The 19,006-nt window shown below is 66.5% G+C and carries 16 protein-coding genes; 6 read left to right on the forward strand and 10 right to left on the reverse strand.

Features of this window, described 5'->3' with window-relative positions; all coding sequences use genetic code 11:
• Positions 1–8: 8 nt before the first annotated feature.
• The gene (gene ppgK / locus CXY79_RS12450) at positions 9–761 is read right to left on the reverse strand and encodes a polyphosphate--glucose phosphotransferase (RefSeq protein WP_304466200.1); all 753 of its coding nucleotides are present in this window, start codon (positions 759–761) and stop codon (positions 9–11) included.
• Between the two features lie 31 nt (positions 762–792).
• On the reverse strand, positions 793–1,659 hold the full coding sequence (map, locus tag CXY79_RS12455; RefSeq protein WP_104101942.1) for a type I methionyl aminopeptidase: 867 nt from the start codon (positions 1,657–1,659) through the stop codon (positions 793–795).
• 12 nt (positions 1,660–1,671) lie between these two features.
• On the opposite strand from map, the gene CXY79_RS12460 reads away from it, so the two are divergent.
• Entirely contained in the window at positions 1,672–1,860 is a 189-nt protein-coding gene (locus CXY79_RS12460) for an SPOR domain-containing protein (RefSeq protein WP_104101945.1), read from the forward strand.
• Positions 1,861–1,878: 18 nt separating this feature from the next.
• Here the strand turns inward: CXY79_RS12460 and panB are convergent, their stop codons facing one another.
• Positions 1,879–2,751 (reverse strand): 3-methyl-2-oxobutanoate hydroxymethyltransferase, encoded by an 873-nt coding sequence (gene panB, locus CXY79_RS12465; RefSeq protein ID WP_104101948.1) that lies wholly within the window; start codon positions 2,749–2,751, stop codon positions 1,879–1,881.
• Between the two features lie 101 nt (positions 2,752–2,852).
• Between panB and CXY79_RS12470 the strand changes: the two genes are divergently transcribed.
• Both CXY79_RS12470 and CXY79_RS12475 read left to right on the forward strand, forming a co-directional pair.
• Positions 2,853–4,190 (forward strand): glutamine synthetase family protein, encoded by a 1,338-nt coding sequence (locus CXY79_RS12470; RefSeq protein WP_104101951.1) that lies wholly within the window; start codon positions 2,853–2,855, stop codon positions 4,188–4,190.
• 19 nt (positions 4,191–4,209) lie between these two features.
• Complete coding sequence (locus tag CXY79_RS12475) at positions 4,210–7,245, forward strand: bifunctional [glutamine synthetase] adenylyltransferase/[glutamine synthetase]-adenylyl-L-tyrosine phosphorylase (protein WP_104101954.1); 3,036 nt, start codon at positions 4,210–4,212, stop codon at positions 7,243–7,245.
• A gap of 81 nt (positions 7,246–7,326) precedes the next feature.
• On the opposite strand, the gene glnA is transcribed toward CXY79_RS12475, so the two are convergent.
• Positions 7,327–8,751 (reverse strand): type I glutamate--ammonia ligase, encoded by a 1,425-nt coding sequence (glnA, locus tag CXY79_RS12480; protein ID WP_104101957.1) that lies wholly within the window; start codon positions 8,749–8,751, stop codon positions 7,327–7,329.
• Between the two features lie 144 nt (positions 8,752–8,895).
• On the opposite strand from glnA, the gene CXY79_RS12485 reads away from it, so the two are divergent.
• Positions 8,896–9,336, forward strand: coding sequence for an RDD family protein (locus CXY79_RS12485; RefSeq protein WP_104101960.1), 441 nt, complete (start codon positions 8,896–8,898; stop codon positions 9,334–9,336).
• A 22-nt stretch (positions 9,337–9,358) separates the two neighbouring features.
• Here the strand turns inward: CXY79_RS12485 and CXY79_RS12490 are convergent, their stop codons facing one another.
• Genes CXY79_RS12490 through lipB form a run of 3 tightly spaced genes read right to left on the reverse strand, consistent with a single transcriptional unit; the run spans position 9,359 to position 11,739 of the window.
• Entirely contained in the window at positions 9,359–10,069 is a 711-nt protein-coding gene (locus CXY79_RS12490) for a DUF4191 domain-containing protein (protein WP_104101963.1), read from the reverse strand.
• Positions 10,070–10,117: 48 nt separating this feature from the next.
• Positions 10,118–11,107 (reverse strand): lipoyl synthase, encoded by a 990-nt coding sequence (gene lipA / locus CXY79_RS12495; protein WP_104101966.1) that lies wholly within the window; start codon positions 11,105–11,107, stop codon positions 10,118–10,120.
• A complete protein-coding gene (gene lipB, locus CXY79_RS12500) occupies positions 11,104–11,739 on the reverse strand; it encodes a lipoyl(octanoyl) transferase LipB (protein WP_104101969.1) in 636 nt (211 codons plus the stop codon). Before lipB ends, lipA begins: the two co-directional genes overlap by 4 nt.
• Positions 11,740–11,848: 109 nt before the next feature.
• Here lipB and CXY79_RS12505 point away from each other — a divergent pair, with 109 nt between their 5' ends.
• Positions 11,849–13,423, forward strand: a complete 1,575-nt coding sequence (locus CXY79_RS12505; RefSeq protein WP_158250291.1) for a protein kinase — start codon at positions 11,849–11,851, stop codon at positions 13,421–13,423.
• A 29-nt stretch (positions 13,424–13,452) separates the two neighbouring features.
• On the opposite strand, the gene CXY79_RS12510 is transcribed toward CXY79_RS12505, so the two are convergent.
• From CXY79_RS12510 to CXY79_RS12520, 3 genes are all read right to left on the reverse strand, one after another.
• Positions 13,453–14,940 (reverse strand): 2-oxo acid dehydrogenase subunit E2, encoded by a 1,488-nt coding sequence (locus CXY79_RS12510; protein WP_104101975.1) that lies wholly within the window; start codon positions 14,938–14,940, stop codon positions 13,453–13,455.
• A gap of 70 nt (positions 14,941–15,010) precedes the next feature.
• A complete protein-coding gene (lpdA, locus tag CXY79_RS12515; RefSeq protein WP_104101978.1) occupies positions 15,011–16,381 on the reverse strand; it encodes a dihydrolipoyl dehydrogenase in 1,371 nt (456 codons plus the stop codon).
• Between the two features lie 99 nt (positions 16,382–16,480).
• Entirely contained in the window at positions 16,481–17,968 is a 1,488-nt protein-coding gene (locus CXY79_RS12520; protein WP_104101981.1) for a leucyl aminopeptidase, read from the reverse strand.
• Between the two features lie 96 nt (positions 17,969–18,064).
• On the opposite strand from CXY79_RS12520, the gene CXY79_RS12525 reads away from it, so the two are divergent.
• Complete coding sequence (locus CXY79_RS12525; RefSeq protein WP_104101984.1) at positions 18,065–18,988, forward strand: proteasome assembly chaperone family protein; 924 nt, start codon at positions 18,065–18,067, stop codon at positions 18,986–18,988.
• Positions 18,989–19,006 lie beyond the last annotated feature (18 nt).

The following is a 19,006-nucleotide window of genomic DNA, read 5'->3' on the forward strand; positions in this document are numbered from 1 at the left end:
CGGGCAGGTCAGTCCTGATGCTTGACGGCGAGTGCGGCGGCCCCGAGGATTCCCGCGTTGTTGCGATGCACGGCCGGGATGATGGCTGTCTTCAGTCGCAGAAGGGGCAGGAAGTCCTGGTGGTGCTTGGACACGCCGCCGCCGACGATGAAGAGGTCCGGCGAGAACAGTGCTTCCAAGGTCGAGTAGTACTTCTGCAGCCGACCGGCCCATTTTTCCCAGCTCATGTTCTCCCGCTCCTTGGCGGAGTACGCGGCCTTGGTTTCGTAGTCGACGCCCTCGATCTGCAGATGGCCGAGTTCGGTGTTCGGCACCAGCAAACCGTCGTTGAGCAGTGCGGTTCCGATTCCGGTGCCGAGGGTCGTCATGATGACCACTCCCTTCACCCCCTTCGCCGCGCCGAACTGCGCCTCCGCGTAGCCGGCGGCATCCGCGTCGTTCACGAAATGAATGGGCTGGCCGAGGCCCTTCTGGAAGAGATTCTCGGCGGAGAGGCCGATCCACTTGTCCGAGACGTTGGCGGCCGACATGGTGTGGCCGTTCTTTACGACGGCGGGGAAGCAGATGCCCACCGGCAGCGCGCCGGCACCCTCCTCGGCGGAAACGGTTGTCAGGAGGGTCCTGGTCGTTTCGATGATGTCGGCTGGTCGGCCGCCTTTAGGCGTGGGAAGCTTCATGCGATCGGACAGGAGCTTGCCGGTGGACAGATCGACCACTGCTCCCTTGATCCCGGTGCCGCCAATGTCAATGCCAATGGCCATGGTTGAACTCATAGTCAAAACCTACCGGTTGTCAGGAGAGGGTGAGGATCTCGGCGCCGCGGTCGGTCACCACGAGGGTGTGCTCGAACTGGGCGGTGATGCTCTTGTCCCGGGTCGTCACGGTCCAGTCATCCGCCCACATGTCCCAGTCGGTCCCGCCCAGGGTGAGCATCGGTTCGATCGTGAAGACCATGCCGACCTCCATCACGGTGTCGTAGACGGGAGCGGAGTCGTAGTGCGGGATGATCAGGCCGGAGTGGAAGGCCTCGCCGACGCCGTGTCCGGTGAAGTCCCGAACGACCCCGTAGCCGAACCTCTTGGCGAAGGACTCGATGGTGCGGCCGATCACGTTCACCTGGCGTCCGGGAGCGACGGCCCTGATACCGCGGGCGAGAGCCTCCCGGGTGCGTTCGACGAGAAGCCTGACCTCGTCCCGTGCCTCGCCGACGATGAAGGTGGCGTTCGTGTCGCCGTGCACACCGTTTTTGTAGGCGGTGACGTCTATGTTGACGATGTCGCCGTTCTCAAGAACGGTGTCGTCCGGGATGCCGTGGCAGATGACCTCGTTCACGGAACTACACAGTGATTTGGGGAACGCCCGATAGCCGAGCGTCGACGGGTAGGCGTCACGCTCGATCATGAACTCGTGGCCGATCCGGTCGAGTTCCTCTGTCGTCACGCCGGGGCGGATGGCCTGTGCGACCGCTTCGATGGCCCCGGCCGCAATCCGGCCTGATTCCCGGATCAGCTCGATGCGCTCGGAGGAGTACAGATCCGATCCTGTGTAGGGCGAGGGCATCCCCTTGCCGACGTACTCCGGGCGCACGATGTGGCGGGGAACGGAGCGGAGCGGAGAAACCGCGCCCGGGAGGAGGTGACCAACAGAATCCTTAGGCATAGGATCAAGCTTATGTCCGAAGGCACCGATCATCAGTTCTGGTACAACATGCGCACGGGCGCGGTCGAACAGGGGATGCAGTCCCCCTCCGCGGACCGCGTCGGGCCATTCGCCACCCGGGAGGAGGCCGTCCACGCGCTGGAGAAGCTGCGCGCGAACAGCGCCAAATGGGCCGCGGAAGAGGCCGAGAACGACCGCTAGTCCCGCGAGCGGCGAGTTTTACTCGTAGCTGTGTTCCGGCCCGGGGTACGCGCCGGAGTCGACGTCGTCCTTGAACCGGTGCACAGCATCCGTCAGCACGCCGCGCAGGTTGGCGTACTGCCGAACGAATCGGGGCACCCGCCCCTCGGTCATGCCGGCGAAATCCGTCCATACCAACAGCTGGCCGTCTACGTCGGGCCCAGCACCCACCCCGATCGTGGGGATGTCGAGCCGTGCGGTGACCAGTGCCGCGACCGTCGCCGGGACCATCTCGAGCACGACCGCGAAGGCGCCGGCGTCCTGCACCGCGAGGGCGTCTTCGATCAGCTCATCCGCGGCCTCGCCGCGGCCCTGGATCATGTGTCCGCCCAGCCCGTGCTCGCTCTGAGGGGTGAAGCCGACATGCCCCATCACGGGGATCCCCGATGACACGATGCGCTTGATCTGCTTGTGGCTGCGAACCCCGCCCTCAAGCTTGACCGCGTGGGCCTGCGCTTCCTTCATGAAACGCACGGCGGTGTGCAGGGCCTCGCTCTGGCCGGTCTCGTACGAACCGAAGGGCATGTCCGCGACGACGAGTGCGCGGGTCACGGCGCGCGCGACGGCCCGGGTGAGCGGGATGAGTTCGTCGACCGTCACCGGAAGGGTGGTCTCGTAGCCGAACACGTTGTTACCGGCCGAATCGCCCACGAGCAGGAAGTCGATGCCGGCCTGGTCGAAGATCTGGGCCGTGAGCATGTCGTAGCTGGTGAGCCCCGTTATCGGAATGCCCTGCTGCTTGGCGTTGTGAAAATGGCGCGTGCGCACCCGTTTGGGTCCGGACTGCACGGAAACGAAGGGATTCAGCTCGCTGACGGGCTGGGGTTCATCCGGAACGGTCGACTCTGGCATGCCTCAAGTGTAGTCAAGGCGCGTTCAGGCCGATCGGCGGCCGATTTCGCCCGAGAGCCGGCGCCAGACAGTAGCCTAGGGAGCGACAAGAAAGGGCGTGAATGGACAAGCAGCGCGACTTCGTTCTTCGGACCATCGAGGAGCGGGGAATCAAGTTCATCCGACTCTGGTTCACGGATGTCGTCGGCACCCTCAAATCGGTGGCCATCGCACCCGCAGAGGTTGAGGGCGCATTCGCCGAGGGTCTCGGTTTCGACGGTTCGGCGATCGAGGGTCTCACCCGGTCGTTCGAGGCGGATGTGCTCGCGCACCCGGACCCGACCACGTTCCAGATCCTGCCCTGGCGCGGTGAGATCGACCCGACCGCCCGCATGTTCTGCGACATCATGACGCCGGACGGTCAGCCGGCCGTCGCCGATCCGCGAAATGTGCTTAAGCGCACGCTGGCCAAGGCAGCCGACCGCGGTTTCACGTTCTACACCCACCCCGAAATTGAGTTCTACCTGCTCAAGTCGTCCAAGTATGGCAAGAACGGCCCCGTGCCGGTGGACCACGCCGGCTACTTCGACAACGTTCCCGGCGGCACAGCCCACGACTTCCGCCGCCGGTCGGTGCGGATGCTCGAAGACCTTGGCATTTCTGTGGAATTCAGCCACCACGAGGCAGGTCCCGGTCAGAACGAGATCGACCTGCGCTACGCGGATGCGCTGACCACGGCGGATAACATCATGACCTTCCGCACGGTCATCAAGGAGGTGGCCATCGAGCAGGGCGTCTACGCGACGTTCATGCCGAAGCCGATGTCGGAGCACCCCGGGTCAGGAATGCACACGCACCTGTCCTTGTTCGAGGGCGACACCAACGCGTTCTTCGAGGCGGGCGCGCAATACCAGCTCTCCAAGACCGGCCGCCAGTTCATCGCCGGGCTGCTCAAGCATGCCCCGGAGATCACCGCCGTCACGAACCAGTTCGTGAACTCCTACAAGCGCCTGTGGGGTGGAGACGAAGCCCCCAGCTTTGTGTGCTGGGGTCACAACAACCGGTCCGCCCTGATCCGGGTGCCACTCTACAAGCCTAATAAGGGGCAGAGCGCCCGCGTCGAGTACCGGGCCATCGACTCGGCAGCGAATCCGTACCTCGCGTACTCCCTCATGCTGGCCGCCGGGCTCAAGGGAATCGAAGAGGGCTACGAGCTTCCCCCCGAGGCCGAGGACAATGTGTGGGGCCTGAGCGACACCGAGCGGCGCGCCCTGGGCTACCGGCAGCTTCCAGCGAGCCTGGACCACGCGATCCAGTACATGGAGGAGTCCGAGTTGGTCGCCGAGACGCTGGGCGAGCACGTGTTCAACTATGTGCTGCTCAACAAGCGCCAGGAGTGGAAGGAGTACCGCTCGCAGGTCACTCCCTTCGAGCTCGACAAGAACCTCGAGATGCTCTAACAGCGGGAGACGAGACCCGATGGCACGGGAACAGCTGACCCTGACCGAGCTCGCCCGGGTAGGCTTCGTCGAGCTACGAGAGGTGCGTTTTCGGCTGGACGAGGTCGGTGACCTGGGCGGACCCGAATCGGCCGCACTGCTGCCGCTGCTCGGCAAGACTGCCAACCCGGATGCCGCCCTCGCGGCCCTCGTTTCGCTGCTGCGCCAGGCACCGCACGAGGTGCGGGCGTTGTTGCTGCACCCGGAGCAGACCCAGCGGCTGCTGCGGGTCGTCGGCGCGTCGAGCGGACTGACCGAGTTCTTCCTGCGTCATCCGGAGGAATTGACGGTTCTCGCCCAGCCGCTCACGACCCTTCCCGACCTGCCGGAACTGATCGAGGACCTGCTGGATGCGGTCGGTACCCGGGACGGGTTCGCCAGCCTCGTCGACGATGAGGGCTGGGTCGCCCTGCGGGTGCGCTACCGGCGCCGCCTGGCGCAGCTGGCCGCCTACGACCTCGAGCAGGCCGACCCGGTCGCGGGCTTGGACGCCGTCGCCCGCACGCTCGCCGACCTGGCGGCCGCCGCGCTGGAGGCCTCCTTGGCCGTCGCGCGTAGCATGTCCACCGGTTTGGTCGCGGGGCGAGGCGTATTCCCGGAGGAAGAGGTGCGCGCCACCCGGCTCGCGGTGATCGGCATGGGCAAGGCCGGCGCCGGCGAACTGAACTACGTCAGTGATGTCGACGTGATCTTCGTCGCCGAGGGTGACCCGGCCGCCGGCCTGGAAGCGCCGCGCGCGGTCGATATCGCCACCCGGCTCGCGATCCTGCTGATGCGGGGCCTGAATCAGCCCGCCGTCGAACCCGAGCTCTGGGAAGTGGACCCGAACCTCCGTCCCGAGGGCAAGTCCGGCGCCCTGGTGCGATCCCTTGAGTCTCACCTGGCCTACTACGACCGTTGGGCGAAGAGCTGGGAGTTCCAGGCGCTGCTGAAGGCCAGACCGCTGGCGGGCGACCTCGAGCTCGGGGGCCGGTATGTGGCGGCGGTGTCCCCGAAGGTGTGGACCAGTGCCAGCCGGGAGAATTTCGTCGAGTCCGTGCAGCGGATGCGCGAGCGCGTCACCAAGAACATTCCGGAGGACGAAGTCGCCGTGCAGCTGAAGCTCGGCCCCGGCGGCCTCCGCGACATCGAGTTCACCGTGCAGCTTCTGCAGCTCGTGCACGGTCAGGCGGATCCGGCGGTTCGGCAGGCCGGCACCCTGCCAGCGCTGACCGCGCTGGCCGAGAGCGGATATGTCGGGCGCGCTGAAGCGGCCGAGTTCGCTCAGGAGTACCGCATCCTGCGGCTGATGGAGCACCGCCTGCAGCTGGAGAAGCTCCGGCGCACCCACCTTGTCCCGCGCGACGAGTCGAGCCTGCGCGTCCTCGCCCGGGCGACCGGGCTCGCCCCGAACGCCGCCCAGCTGAGCGTCCGGTGGCTGAACACCAAGCACCGGGTGCGCGGCCTGCATGAGCGCCTGTTCTACCGCCCTCTCCTGTCGGCGGTGGCCGCGCTTCCCGCGGACGGGCTGGGCCTCACCAGCGCCCAGGCCGAGGCCCGGCTGGCCGCCATCGGATTCCGCAATACCAAGGGCGCCCTCGGTCACATCGCGGCCCTCACCGGCGGGGTGTCCCGACGGGCGACGATTCAGCGCAATCTACTGCCTGTGCTGCTGCAATGGTTCTCCGAGGGAGCCGACCCCGACTACGGGCTGCTCGCGTTCCGGCGCCTGAGCGACAGTCTCGGTACGACCTACTGGTTCCTGCGCATGCTCCGCGACTCATCCGGGGCCGCCGAGCGACTCACCCGGGTGCTGTCCTCATCCCGTTTCGTCGGCGAGCTCCTGGAGACGATTCCCGAATCCGTGGCCTGGCTGGAAGACGAGGACGACCTGCGGCCCCGCAGCGCGGCCACCCTCCGTGAGGAGGCCCGCGCCGTGCTGGCACGGCACGAGAGCCCGGATGCGGCCGCCTCGATCCTGCGCACGGCCCGGCGCCGCGAAATGCTGCGGCTGGCGTTCTCGGCGATCCTGGGCCAGGTCAGCATCGACGAGCTGGCGACGGGGCTCACCGACGTCACCGCCACCATCATCGAGGGGGTGCTCGCCGCCATCCGTGGCACCACGCTCGACGGGGCCGAAGACGGTCAGGACGCCGACGGGATCGAATTCGCCGTGATCGGAATGGGCCGGTTCGGCGGCTCGGAACTGGGGTTCGGCTCGGATGCCGACGTGATGTACGTCTTTCGCCCGGGCACCCTCACCGGCGAGGCAGCCCACGACCGGGCGAAGTTCATCGTCAAGGAATTGTCGCGGCTCACCGATGACAACCGCCTGCCTCTGGACCTGGACATCGGGCTGCGCCCTGAGGGGAAGAACGGTTCCGTTGCCAGGTCCCTCGAGTCCTACGAGGCCTACTATCGGCGTTGGTCGCTCACCTGGGAGGCACAGGCGCTGTTGCGGGGGAGAGGAGTCGCCGGCGACGCCCGGCTCCTGGCCGACTTCGAGGCCGTCGCCGACGAGGTGCGGTATCCGTCATCGATCAGCGAACAGGCGATCCGTGAGGTCAAGCGGATCAAGGCCAGAGTCGAAAACGAACGGCTGCCGCAGGGCGCCGATCCCAACCGGCACCTCAAGCTCGGCCGAGGGTCGTTGAGCGACGTGGAGTGGTTCGTGCAGCTGCTTCAGCTGCAGCATGCGGCCGACATCGCCGAGCTGCGTACCTCGTCGACGCTCGGCGCCCTCCGCGCGGCCGTCGCCGCGGGCCTGGTCAACGAGACGGATGCCGAAACTCTCACCACCGCGTGGCTCTTCGCGTCCCGCTGCCGGTCCGCGATCACCCTCTGGACCAACAAGACCGCGGATGTCCTCCCGACCGACCGCGTGCAGCTCGAGGGCGTCGCCCGGGTGATGGAATACCCGCCGGGCTCTGCCAACCAGCTCGAGGAGGAATACCTCTCGGTGACCCGCCGCGCCCGCGCGGTGTTCGAGCGCCTGTTCTACGGGCCGGTGGAGCGCGCCGGCCCCTTCGGCGGGTAGGTCCGGTACAGGCAGGAGGACCGCATCCCCGAGGGGATGAGGTCCTCCTGCCGATACCCAGCAGGTTGCCGGGGCTGCGGTCTAGACGCCGTAGTAGAGCTCGAACTCGAACGGGTGCGGACGCTGCGCGAGCGGCTTGATTTCCATCTCACGCTTGTAGTCGATCCAGGTTTCGATCAGTTCGGGCGTGAAGACGTTACCGGCAAGCAGGAAGTCGTGGTCGTTCTCGAGGGCTACGAGGGCCTCGCCGAGCGATGCGGGAACCTGCGGGATGTTCTTGGCCTCTTCGGGCGGCAGCTCGTAGAGGTCCTTGTCGACCGGCTCGTGCGGTTCGATCCGGTTCTTGATGCCGTCCAGTCCGGCCATCAGCTGGGCGGCGAAGGCGAGGTACGGGTTGCCCGAGGCATCGGGAGCGCGGAACTCGATGCGCTTCGCCTTCGGGTTGGTGCCCGTGATCGGGATCCGGATGGACGCCGAGCGGTTACCCGCCGAGTAGACGAGGTTGACGGGAGCTTCGAACCCCGGCACCAGACGGTGGTAGGAGTTGACGCTCGGGTTTGTGAAGGCGAGTACGGCCGGTGCGTGCTTGAGCAGACCGCCGATGTACCAGCGGGCGACGTCGGACAGTCCGCCGTAGCCGGACTCGTCGTAGAAAAGGGGCTTGCCGTCGGCCCACAGTGACTGGTGCGTGTGCATGCCGGAGCCGTTGTCGCCGAACAGAGGCTTCGGCATGAAGGTGGCCGTCTTTCCCCACTCGGCCGAGGTGTTCTTGACGATGTACTTGAACTTGAGCAGATCGTCGGCTGCGTGCACCATGGTGTCGAAGCGGTAGTTGATCTCGCCCTGGCCGCCGGTGCCGACCTCGTGGTGGCTGCGTTCCAGGATGAGTCCGGCGTCAATCAGCTTGAGGCAGATGTCGTCGCGCAGGTCGGCGTGCTGGTCGACCGGGCTGACGGGGAAGTAGCCGCCCTTAAAAGGCGTCTTGTTGGCGAGGTTCCCGCCGACCTCTTCCTTGCCCGAGTTCCAGGCACCCTCGCTGGAGTCCACGGAGTAGAAGCTGGAGTGCTGGTTCACTTCGTAGCGAACATCGTCGAAGATGTAGAACTCGGCCTCCGGAGCGAAGAATGCGGTGTCCGCGATCCCGGTCGAGGCCAGGTACTTCTCGGCCTTCTTGGCAACCTGACGCGGGTCCTTCGAATAGATCTCGCCGTTGCGCGGGTTGTAGATGTCGAAAAGCATGATGAGGGTGCGCTCGGTGCGGAACGCGTCGATGTAGGCCGTGGTCACGTCCGGGATCAGCTGCATGTCGGATTCGTGGATCGACGCGAAACCGCGGATCGACGAACCGTCGAACATCTGCCCGACCGTGAAGAACTCCTCATCGACGGTCGACGCGGGGATGTTGAAGTGCTGCTGAACACCCGGCAAATCGGTGAAACGGATGTCAAGGAACTTGACGTCCGTGTCTTTGATGAACTTGAGCACTTCTGACGAATCGCGGAACATGCGGTTTTTTCTCCAAACGACGTGGGCATAGAACGTGTAAGTCGCGCGCTGCGGCTTCTTTGAGGCTACTGGGATGCCATTACCCGGCAGTGACGCTTATGTTTCACACATGTTACAGCGGGGCCCGATCGGTAGACTCAGCCCGTGTCTGCCGCAGCCTCGAATTCGACCACTTTTGGACAACTTCCACCGAGCCGTTGGCCGGGGGAGCGCCTCGGCCTGCCGAACGAGGGAACTCGTTCCGTGGGGCGCGTCGGCCGCAGGATCGGCGCCCTCGCGTTGGACTGGGCCCTGGCCTACGGGGCGGCGGCACTGTTCTTCAGCACGAGCGGCGTGGTCAACGGCTTCGCTGTGACCGCCATTTTCGTGGGGCTCCAGATCGTGTTCATCCCGACCATCGGCGGCAGCATCGGCCACCGTCTGGTCGGGCTCCGGGTCGTTCCGCTCCAGCCGGGTTGGGTCGGGTTGTGGCGCCCCGTCGTGCGGTCCCTGCTGCTCGGGCTGGCGGTCCCCGCTCTGGTCTGGGACTCGGACCAGCGCGGTTTCCACGACAAGGTCGCGGGAACGGTGCTCATCCGCTCCTAGCCTGAGCCGCGAGGGGAAGAGCCTAGTTTCCGCGCTGCGGACGCGCCTTCATCGGGTCGACGCCCTTGGGGATCGGCAGTTTCTTGGTCATGGAATTCAACCGGTTGTTCACGGCGAGCACCTCGGCCTTGGTCAGGGTGGGCTTGATCCGGGTGAGGCGCCGGGCCAGTTTGTGCAGCGGCACGGCATCGGCGTCGGGGCCGACGCTGATGATGGTGACGGCGATGCTGCCGCCGAGCCTGGTCACCATCCGGCGCTCTTCCTCGAGCATGCGGGCCGTTCGGGTGCGCGGCCCTTCACTGATCAGCACCACGCCGCCGCGGCCGACAGCCCGGTACACGGCATCCTGAGTCTTGCCGTTGACGGCGACGGGCATCTCACTTCCCACCCAACCGCGCTTCAGCGAACCGCGCAGCACCGCGCCGACGGCGCCGGGCTGGCCCTCGATCTGCGTGTATGCGGCTTTCTCGGCCCGCTGGCCCAGGATGATGAGCATGGCGAGGATTCCGGTGAGCACACCCGAAATCGTCCACAAGACGATGTTGAGGATGCTTCCGGGGGACAGAATAAGGGCAAGTCCCAGCGCGACCGCGACGGGCACCACGAAGCCGAGAACCATGAACAACACGATCTTCTTGTCGTAGCGGCGTGTCATCTGGAACACCTGCCACATTTGCTTCATGCGGCCGGGCTTCTTGGGGGGGCGGGGAGTCTTGTCCTTGCTGCGTGCCATGGTTCCAAGACTACCCAGTCACCCGAATGTCTCGTGACCGATTTTTGATCAGGAGACCGCCTGCGCGAACCCGAGGGATGCGTCCGCCAGGTGGCGCAGTTGCGGCGGAACTTCGCGACCGGTCGCCAGCATGGACTGGGCCCAGAGCCGGCCGGCCCGATAGGACGAGCGCACAAGCGGGCCGGAGAGCACACCAAGGAAACCGATGGCCTCGGCTTCCTCCTTGAGTTCGACGAACTCCTCCGGCTTCACCCAGCGGGCCACGGGCAGATGACGCGCGCTCGGCCGCAGATACTGGGTGATCGTGATGATGTCGGTCCCGGCGTCGTGCAGGTCCTGGAGGGCCTGGCTGACCTCCGCGCGCTCCTCGCCCATGCCCAGGATCAGATTCGATTTCGTGATAAGTCCCGCATCGCGGCCCTGGGTGAGGACGTCCAGGGACCGTTCGTAGCGGAATGCCGGCCGGATTCGCTTGAAGATTCTCGGGACGGTCTCCACATTGTGGCCGAAGACCTCGGGCTGGGCGGAGAAAACCTCGCCGAGGTGGTCCGGGTTACCGGAGAAGTCCGGGACCAGAATCTCGACGCCGGTTCCGGGACTCTGCTGATGGATCTGCCGGATGGTCTCCGCGTAGAGCCAGGAGCCCTCGTCTGGCAGGTCGTCGCGGGCGACGCCCGTCACCGTGGCGTAGCGCAGATTCATCTTGACGACGGATTCCGCGACACGGCGCGGCTCATCCGTGTCGTACTCGGCAGGTTTGCCGGTATCGATCTGGCAGAAGTCGCACCGCCTCGTGCACTGTGACCCGCCGATCAGGAAGGTCGCCTCGCGGTCTTCCCAGCATTCGAAGATGTTAGGGCAGCCGGCCTCCTGGCACACGGTGTGCAGGTTTTCGCCCTTCACCAGGTTTTGGAGCTTGCGGTACTCCGGTCCCATCTTCGCCACCGTCTTGATCCAGGCGGGCTTACGTTCGATCGGCGTTTCCATATTGCGGATCTCAAGGCGGAGCATCTTGCGTCCCTCGGGCGCCGCGCTCATGCGGACACCGCCCAGACGGTCTCGAACTGGGCCGTGATGGGGGCGATGAGGTCGGCCGGTTTCACGTCGTGGCCGACCATTCTCGAGATGGTGGTGACGCCGGCGTCCTTGATCCCGCAGGCGATGATGTGGTCGTAGGGTTCGAGCGAGTTGTTGCAGTTGAGGGCGAAGCCGTGCATGGTCACTCCTTCCGCGACGCGGATTCCGATGGCGGCGATTTTGTCTTCCCGGCCCTCCGGGCCGACCCAGACTCCTGAACGGCCCGAGATTCGGCAGCCGACGATGTCGAAGCCCAGGAGGGCGTCGATGAGGATCCCCTCGAGGAGGCGCACGTAGCCGACGACGTCGACGGGCTCCCGGAGGCGAATAACCGGATACCCGACCAGCTGCCCGGGGCCGTGCCAGGTGATCTTCCCACCGCGGTCCGCGTCGATGACGGGGGTTCCGTTTCGGGGACGCTCCTCAGGAGCTGTGCGCTTCCCGGCGGTATACACACTCGGATGTTCGAGAAAGATGACGGTGTCCGACCTCTCCCCGGAGACGACGGAACGGTGGACTGCGCGTTGGAGCTCAAGGCCCTCAACATACGGCACGGAGTTGGCGCTTAGCCCCGCGACGACAAAGTCGAGCATGCCCTCATCCTAAACCCCGGCGCTCCTCCCCACGGGGTTGGCGGCCCGGTTGTCCCCGAACCGAGTCCGGGTCGGCCGGGAGGGGAGCGGCGAGGCCAGCATGTCCGGTATGAGAACTCGCGGTCGACGCGTCCGCAATCCGGGGCCCGCGTCCCCGCCGCACTCGACCGGCTCGGTACCCGGCGGCGGCCCCACATTGGTCGCAGGCTACCGCGCTCTGCGGCGCTTGGCGTCAACCGACCGGGCCGACCTGTATGTGGGCGTGGCGCCGTCCCCGTCGACCTCGACCGGGGATGAGGCGCGGGGGTGGGAGCAGGGTGGCTCCACGACGTCCGTCGTGCTCAAGGTCTTCCATCCGGGAACGGATGACCTCTCGATCGAACGGGAGGTCCAAGCCCTGACCACCCTGACGGTCGGACGGCTGACCACGCTCGTCGATGTCGGCACCCTGGCCGATGGCCGCACCTGCCTCGTACTGGAACAGCTCACGGGCGGGTCGCTGAGCGGCTTTCTGGAGGGCCGCAGCCACTTGCTTCCCGGGGAGGCGGTCACGATCCTGGCGCCGATCGCGGCCGCATTGGCGGAGCTGCAGGCCATCGGCCTGATCCATCCGGCCGTCAGCCTCGCGAGCATTCTCTTCGACTCCAGCGGGCGCCCGGTCCTGACCGGGCTGGGAGAGCTCCGGGCGCTGCCCGAGGCCGGTCGCGGGCGGTCCGAGGCGCTCGCCCTGGTGCACGGCCGGCTCGCGCAGGTCATCCGGACGGTGCTCGACCACGTCGATCCCGTCGTGCCGGTCCCGACGGTCCTCCGCGACCTGGAACGGTGGTGTGCGGTGCCGGCCGCTGGCTCGGCGGCCCGCACCTGGGGCGAGGTCGAGCATCTCCTGTTCGCCTGGGCCGAGGCCAGGCCGGTGAGGCTGGGTCGGAGCCCCGAGGCCGTCAGCGAGCCGCAACCGGCCGTCGACTGGCTCCGGAGACCTCTGAGTGACGATTTCGTCGGATGTGCTCCCACGGAGAAGGTCCGCTTTGCCGCAGAGGATCCCCGGGCCAAACGGATGCTCGGCAGCCGGGTCTCGCGTGCTCGCACGGCGGTTGGCCGGCTGTGGGAAGGTCACCTGGCCGGTGGGCTGAAGTCGCTGCTGGGCCGGCGGTTCCGCCTCCGCCGTGGGCCGCTGCTCCTCGTGGCCCTCGTGGCGCTGTTGAGTACGGGACTGGCGGTGATGGCGCTGGCCGCGGGTGGATCCGCACACACCGACGGAGCGCGGCCGGAGGGCTCTTCAAAGCCGGCCGAGTCGACCACCGCTGACGGCGACGAAGTAGGCGGCGACGGGTCTCCCCGAGAGGAAGCCGTGGTGACCGGTGACGACCCGGTGGTCGCGCTTCCGGCCCTGCTGCGGGTCCGCAGCCGGTGCCTTGCGGAGGTTTCGGTGGTCTGCCTCGATGCCGTGCACCAGGCGCAATCGGCGGCTCTGGCGGCCGACAGCTACACCCTGCGCATGATGCAACAGGGCGGCGAGGTCGCCGAATTCGAGGATTGGTCGTCGTGGGCGGCGGTTCTGGTGGAGCGAATGGGGGATGTCGCGCTCGTGTCGCTTCAGGCCCCGGATGCAGAACGACAGCCGGCCTCGGTCCTTGTGGTCAAGGGCGAGGCCGGCTGGCGAATCAGGGATATTTTCGACTACTAGTCAAGGTCCGGTCTCACGGACGACATCGACTAGATGCCGAGGTTTGCTTCGAAGGCACCTGCCTCGAGACGCTGCTTCATGGTGACGAGGAAGCGTGAAGCATCCGCGCCGTCAATGATGCGGTGATCATAGGACAGAGCCAGGAACACGGTCGAGCGGATCGCGATCGCGTCGAGGCCACCCTGGCTGACGACGATGGGCTTCTTGTAGACAACCCCGGTGCCGAGGATGGCGCTCTGCGGCAGGAAGACGACCGGGGTGTCGAAGAGCGCACCGCGCGAACCGGTGTTGGTCAGCGTGAACGTTCCACCAGACAGTTCGTCGGGCTTGAGCTTGTTGTCGCGGGTGCGCTGAGCGAGATCGGCGATCTGAGCGGCGAATCCGGCCAGATCGAGTTCGCCCGCGTTGCGCACGACCGGGGTCAGCAGGCCGCGTTCGGTATCGACCGCAATGCTGATGTTCTCCTGGCTCGGGTACACGATCGTGTCGCCGTTGATGGTGGCGTTGATGATTGGGTTGGCCTGAAGTGCCTCGGCTGCAGCGAGAGCGAAGAACGGCAGAAAGGACAGCTTGTTACCCGTCTTGGCGTGAAAATCGGCCTTGACCTGGTCGCGAAGAATCGCGACCCGGGTCACGTCGACCTCGACCACCGTGGTCAGCTGCGCCGATGACTGCATCGAGATGACGGCGCGTTCGGCGACGACCTTGCGCAGACGCGACATGGGCTGGGTGGTCCCGCGCAGGGCGGAAACCTCCACGGCCGGAGCTGTTGCTGCAGCCGTCCCGACGGGAGCGCTGGCCTGGGCGAGCGCGATGTCCTCCTTGCGGATGCGTCCACCGACACCGGTTCCGACCACGCGAGACAGATCGACGCCGGCCTCGTTCGCGAGTTTGCGGACGATGGGGGTGACGTAGCCGGATGTTCCCGCGTGCGATCCGCGGGAGACGGCCGGCTCCGGCGCGACCACGGGGGCAGCGGCAGGTGCGGGGGCAGCGGCAGGTGCTGGGGCGGCGACGGGGGCAGCGACAGGAGCCGCAGCAGCAACGGGTGCCGCGACCGGTGTGGGCGCGAACACCGGTGCGGGTGCAGCGACGGGTTCGGGAGCGGCGACCGGTGCGGGTGCCGCGACCGGTGCGGGTGCCGCGACCGGTGCGGGTGCTGCAACGGGTGCGGGTGCCGCCACGGGTGCGGGGGCGGCCACCGGTGCCGGCGCTTCCGCGACGGGCTCGGGAGCGTCCACCGGCGCAGGCGCTTCCGCGACGGGAGCGGAGGCACCGGAACCGTCACCGATCGTGACCAGCGGAGTTCCGACCTCGACGGTCTCATCTTCCTGAACCAGGATGGCCTCGATCACGCCGGCAATGGGGGACGGGATTTCCGTGTCCACCTTGTCGGTCGATACTTCCAGCAGCGGCTCGTCGACTTCGACGCGGTCTCCCACGTTCTTCAGCCAGCGGGTGACCGTACCCTCTGTGACACTCTCACCGAGTGCCGGGAGGTTAACGGATTCGCTCATGCGATTGTCTCCTTCAAAACGAATTGTCTGTAATTAGAGTACTGAGTGTCTGAATGCAGAGGTTCGACGGCTACGCGTGAAGCGGCTTGCCGGCCAGCGCCAGGAAGGCCTCGCCGAGTGCCTCGTTCTGGGTGGGGTGCGCGTGCAGGAACGGGGCGATGTCTTCCGGGTAGGCCTCCCAGTTCACCACCAACTGTCCCTCACCGATCAGCTCGCCGACGCGGGCGCCGATCATGTGGACACCGAGGATGGGGCCGTCTTTGACCCGGACGAGCTTGATGGAGCCACTCGTGCCGAGGATGGAGCTCTTGCCGTTTCCACCCAGGTTGTACTCGACGGTGGAGATCTGGTCGGCGCCGAACTTTTCGGCAGCCTTGGCCTCCGAGTAGCCAACGGAGGCGATCTCCGGGTCGCTATAGGTGACCTTGGGGATGTTGAGGTCGTCGACGACGATCGGGTTGAGACCGGCGATCTCCTCGGCGACGAAGATGCCTTGCTGGAATCCGCGGTGCGCGAGCTGCAGGCCGGGGACGATGTCGCCCACGGCGAAGACGCCGGGGATGTTGGTCGCGAGGCGCTCGTCGGTCAGGACAAAGCCGCGGTCCATGGTGACGCCGACCTCCTCGAAGCCGAGTCCGGCGGTCGACGGGCCACGCCCGACGGCGACGAGCAGAATCTCAGCCTCGATGACGGTGCCGTCCTCCAGGGTGATGACAACGCCGTTCTCGTGCTGAGTGACGCTCTGGAACCGGATGCCGAGCGAGTATTCGATGCCACGCTTTCGGAAGGCGCGCTCCAGCTGCTTGGAGATGGACTCTTCCTCGTTGGGAACCAGGTGGGGAAGTGCCTCGATGATGGTGACGTCGGCACCGAAGGACTTCCAGACGCTCGCGAATTCGGCGCCGATGACGCCGCCGCCGAGCACGGCGACCTTCTTCGGGACGAACTCGAGCTCGAGGGCGTGCTCGCTGGTCATGACTCGACCGCCGATGGCGAGCCCCGGCAGGGAGCGGGAGTAGGAGCCTGTCGCGAGGACGATGTTCTTACCCACGATGGTGTCGGCACCGACCTGCACGGTGTTCGGCGAAATCAGTCGACCTTCACCTTCGATCACTGTGATGCCGCGCGACTTGATCAGACCCTGCAGCCCCTTGAACTTCGACGCCACAATACTTTTGCGGAACGCGTTCACGGCGGGCATGTCGATGCCCTCGAACTGCGTTTTGACACCATACTTCGCGGCGTCGCGGCTGAAATCGGCCACCTCGGCCGAGTGCAGAAGTGCCTTGGTCGGGATGCAACCGAGGTGCAGACAGGTTCCGCCGAGTTTGCCTTTTTCGATCAGGCCAACGGTGAGCCCCAGCTGAACGGCACGCAATGCGGCCGCGTAGCCACCGCTTCCGCCGCCGAGAACGACAAGGTCAAAATTCTGTTCCGACACCCAGATACTCCCTCATACATCACAACCCGGTCTGCCCGCAGCGAGGATACGCATCCGGGCAGGCGAGAGTGGGCGAGATTTCTCGCCCACTTGACTGTACTACGGGCGCGAAAAGTCCTCGGCCAGTCGGAGCAGAGTCCGAACCGAGATTCCGGTCGGCCCGGCATTCGTGAATCCCCACCCGCTGCCGGTGTTGTGGGCCGGCCCGGCGATGTCCAGGTGGGCCCACGGGATCGTCTCGGTGCCGTCCCCGTTGCCGCGGATTCCGATGAACTCCTGCAGGAATACTCCGGCGAGCAGCATGCCGCCGTGGGTGCTGCCGATCTTCGCGTTGGCGATGTCGGCGACATCCGAGTTGAGTAGAGGGCGCAGTTCCTCGGGAAGCGGCATCGGCCACACCAGCTCACCCACCGATTTGCCGGCGGTGAGCACCCGGGCGACCAGGGCATCCTCACCCATGGCGGCGTAGTAGCGGGTGCCGAGTGCGACGAGGGCGGCGCCGGTCAGCGTCGCCACGTCCACGATCGCATCCGGGCACTCCTCGCCGGCCGCGACGAGACCGTCCGCAAGAACCAGGCGACCCTCCGCATCCGTGTTCAGCACCTCGACCGTGCGGCCTCCGCGGATCCGCAACACGTCGTTGGGTCGGATGGCCGAGCCGGACGGCATGTTCTCCGCGATGCAGAGCCAGGCGGTGATACGCACGTTGAGCCCCAGGCGGGCGGCCGCCAGGGTCACGGCCAGCACGGTCGCCGCGCCGGTCATGTCGTATTTCATGCCGACCATGGATGCCGGCGGCTTCAGTGAGAGTCCGCCGGTGTCGAAGGTGATGCCCTTGCCGACCAGGGCAATGTGCTGCGTCGCGCCCTCCGGCGTGTAGCTGACCTTGACCAGGCGCGGCGGCCGGCTGGAACCCTGGCCGACGCCCGCGATGCCGCCGAAACCATCCGCGGCCAGCTCCGCCTCGTCCCAGACGCGCACGGCGACGGGAAGGCCCGCGGCGGCGTCCATGGACAGGCGCGCGAGTGCCTCCGGGTAAAGGTCGGAGGGCGGCATGTTGACCAGGTCCTTGACCAGGTTGACGGCCTCGGCGATGACTCCGACGCGGGTGGAGGCTCCGGCCGCCTCCGCGGCGGTGTGCACCGTGATCTCCTGCGCCGGGATCTTGGTCGCGGCGAGCGAATTCTGCCGGTACGCGGTGTAATAGTACGCACCGAGCGCGGCACCCTCAAGGACGGCCTCCGCTTGGGCATCCGTGGTCATGGGGAAGGCGAAGGCAACCGAGGTCACGCCGGTCAGCTGGCGAACGGCCGACCCGGCAGCATGGCGCAGCGCATCGACCGTGACCTCCTTGCCGATTCCGACAACGGCGATGCTGCGGGCGTTGCCGATCGACGCAGGCAGTCGCACCACCTGATCGCGACCACCCGTGATACCCAGGGGGGCGAGTTGGTCCGCGAGGCCGGCGAAGGCGGCGTCAGCGAACAGGGCGGCGGTGTCGCCGGACTGGAGCGCCCCGACAATGAGAACGTCCACCTCCGATTCGAGGGCGGGTGCTGCGGATATGGTCAGACGGGGTGCGTTCATCCCCCGATCGTACGCTCCGGGTGTGTTCGCTCTCGGCATCACGGCGGGGTCGTCGATTCCCGCACCGCCCGGAATTTGGCGCTTACAGTTAATGTCATGCGGGATCCTGGTGACATTTACGAGCTGACTGCGGACGCGCAAAACGTCCCGGAGGGGCTCCACCTTGTGGCGGGTCTGACGGGCTTCGCGGATGCCGGTGGCGCCGTCTCGCAATTCACGGAATACCTTCTGGAAACCCTTGACCACACCGTCGTCGCGACCTTCGACGCCGACGTGCTGCTCGACTACCGGGCGCGGCGGCCGATCATCCAGTTCGACCAGGACCACCTCACCGACTATCAGCCTCCCGCCCTGAGGGTGTACCAGGCCCGGGACGAGATCGGCCAGCCGTTCCTGCTTCTGACCGGCTTCGAGCCGGATTTCCGCTGGGAACAGTTCACCGCCGCGGTGCTGCAGCTTGAGCGCCGCTTCAAGGTGGCCTCCACAACCTGGGTGCACGCGATTCCGATGCCGGTCCCGCACACCCGTCCGATCGGCGTGACCGTCAGCGGAAACCGGTCCGATCTGGTCGAGAGCATGTCGGTCTGGCGTCCGAACACCCAGGTTCCGGCGAACGTGCTGCACCTGGTGGAATACCGGCTGCAGGAGGCTGGCGTCTCCGTCGTCGGGTTCGTACTGCTCATCCCGCACTATCTGGCCGACACGGAATTCCCCCTCGCCGCCCTCGCAGCCCTGGACAGCACGAGTGCCTCCACCGGGCTGATCTTCCCCACCGATCGGGTGCGAGAGAAGAACCGCGAGTTCGTCGCCCGCATCGACGAGCAAGTGCGGGACAACCCCGAGCTGGGCAAGCTCGTCGGCACGCTCGAAGAGCGCTACGACGCCTATATGGAGGGCAGCACGCTGCGCTCCCCACTGACCGACGAGGCCGGCGAATTGCCCAGCGCCGATGAGATCGCCGCCGAACTGGAGAACTTCCTCGCCACCCGGCGCAGCAGAGACGACGGTTCGCCGGCCTGATCCGCCGCGCGTCGCCGT

It is taken from the genome of Cryobacterium sp. M96, from assembly GCF_002929845.1.
Lineage (GTDB): Bacteria > Actinomycetota > Actinomycetes > Actinomycetales > Microbacteriaceae > Cryobacterium > Cryobacterium sandaracinum.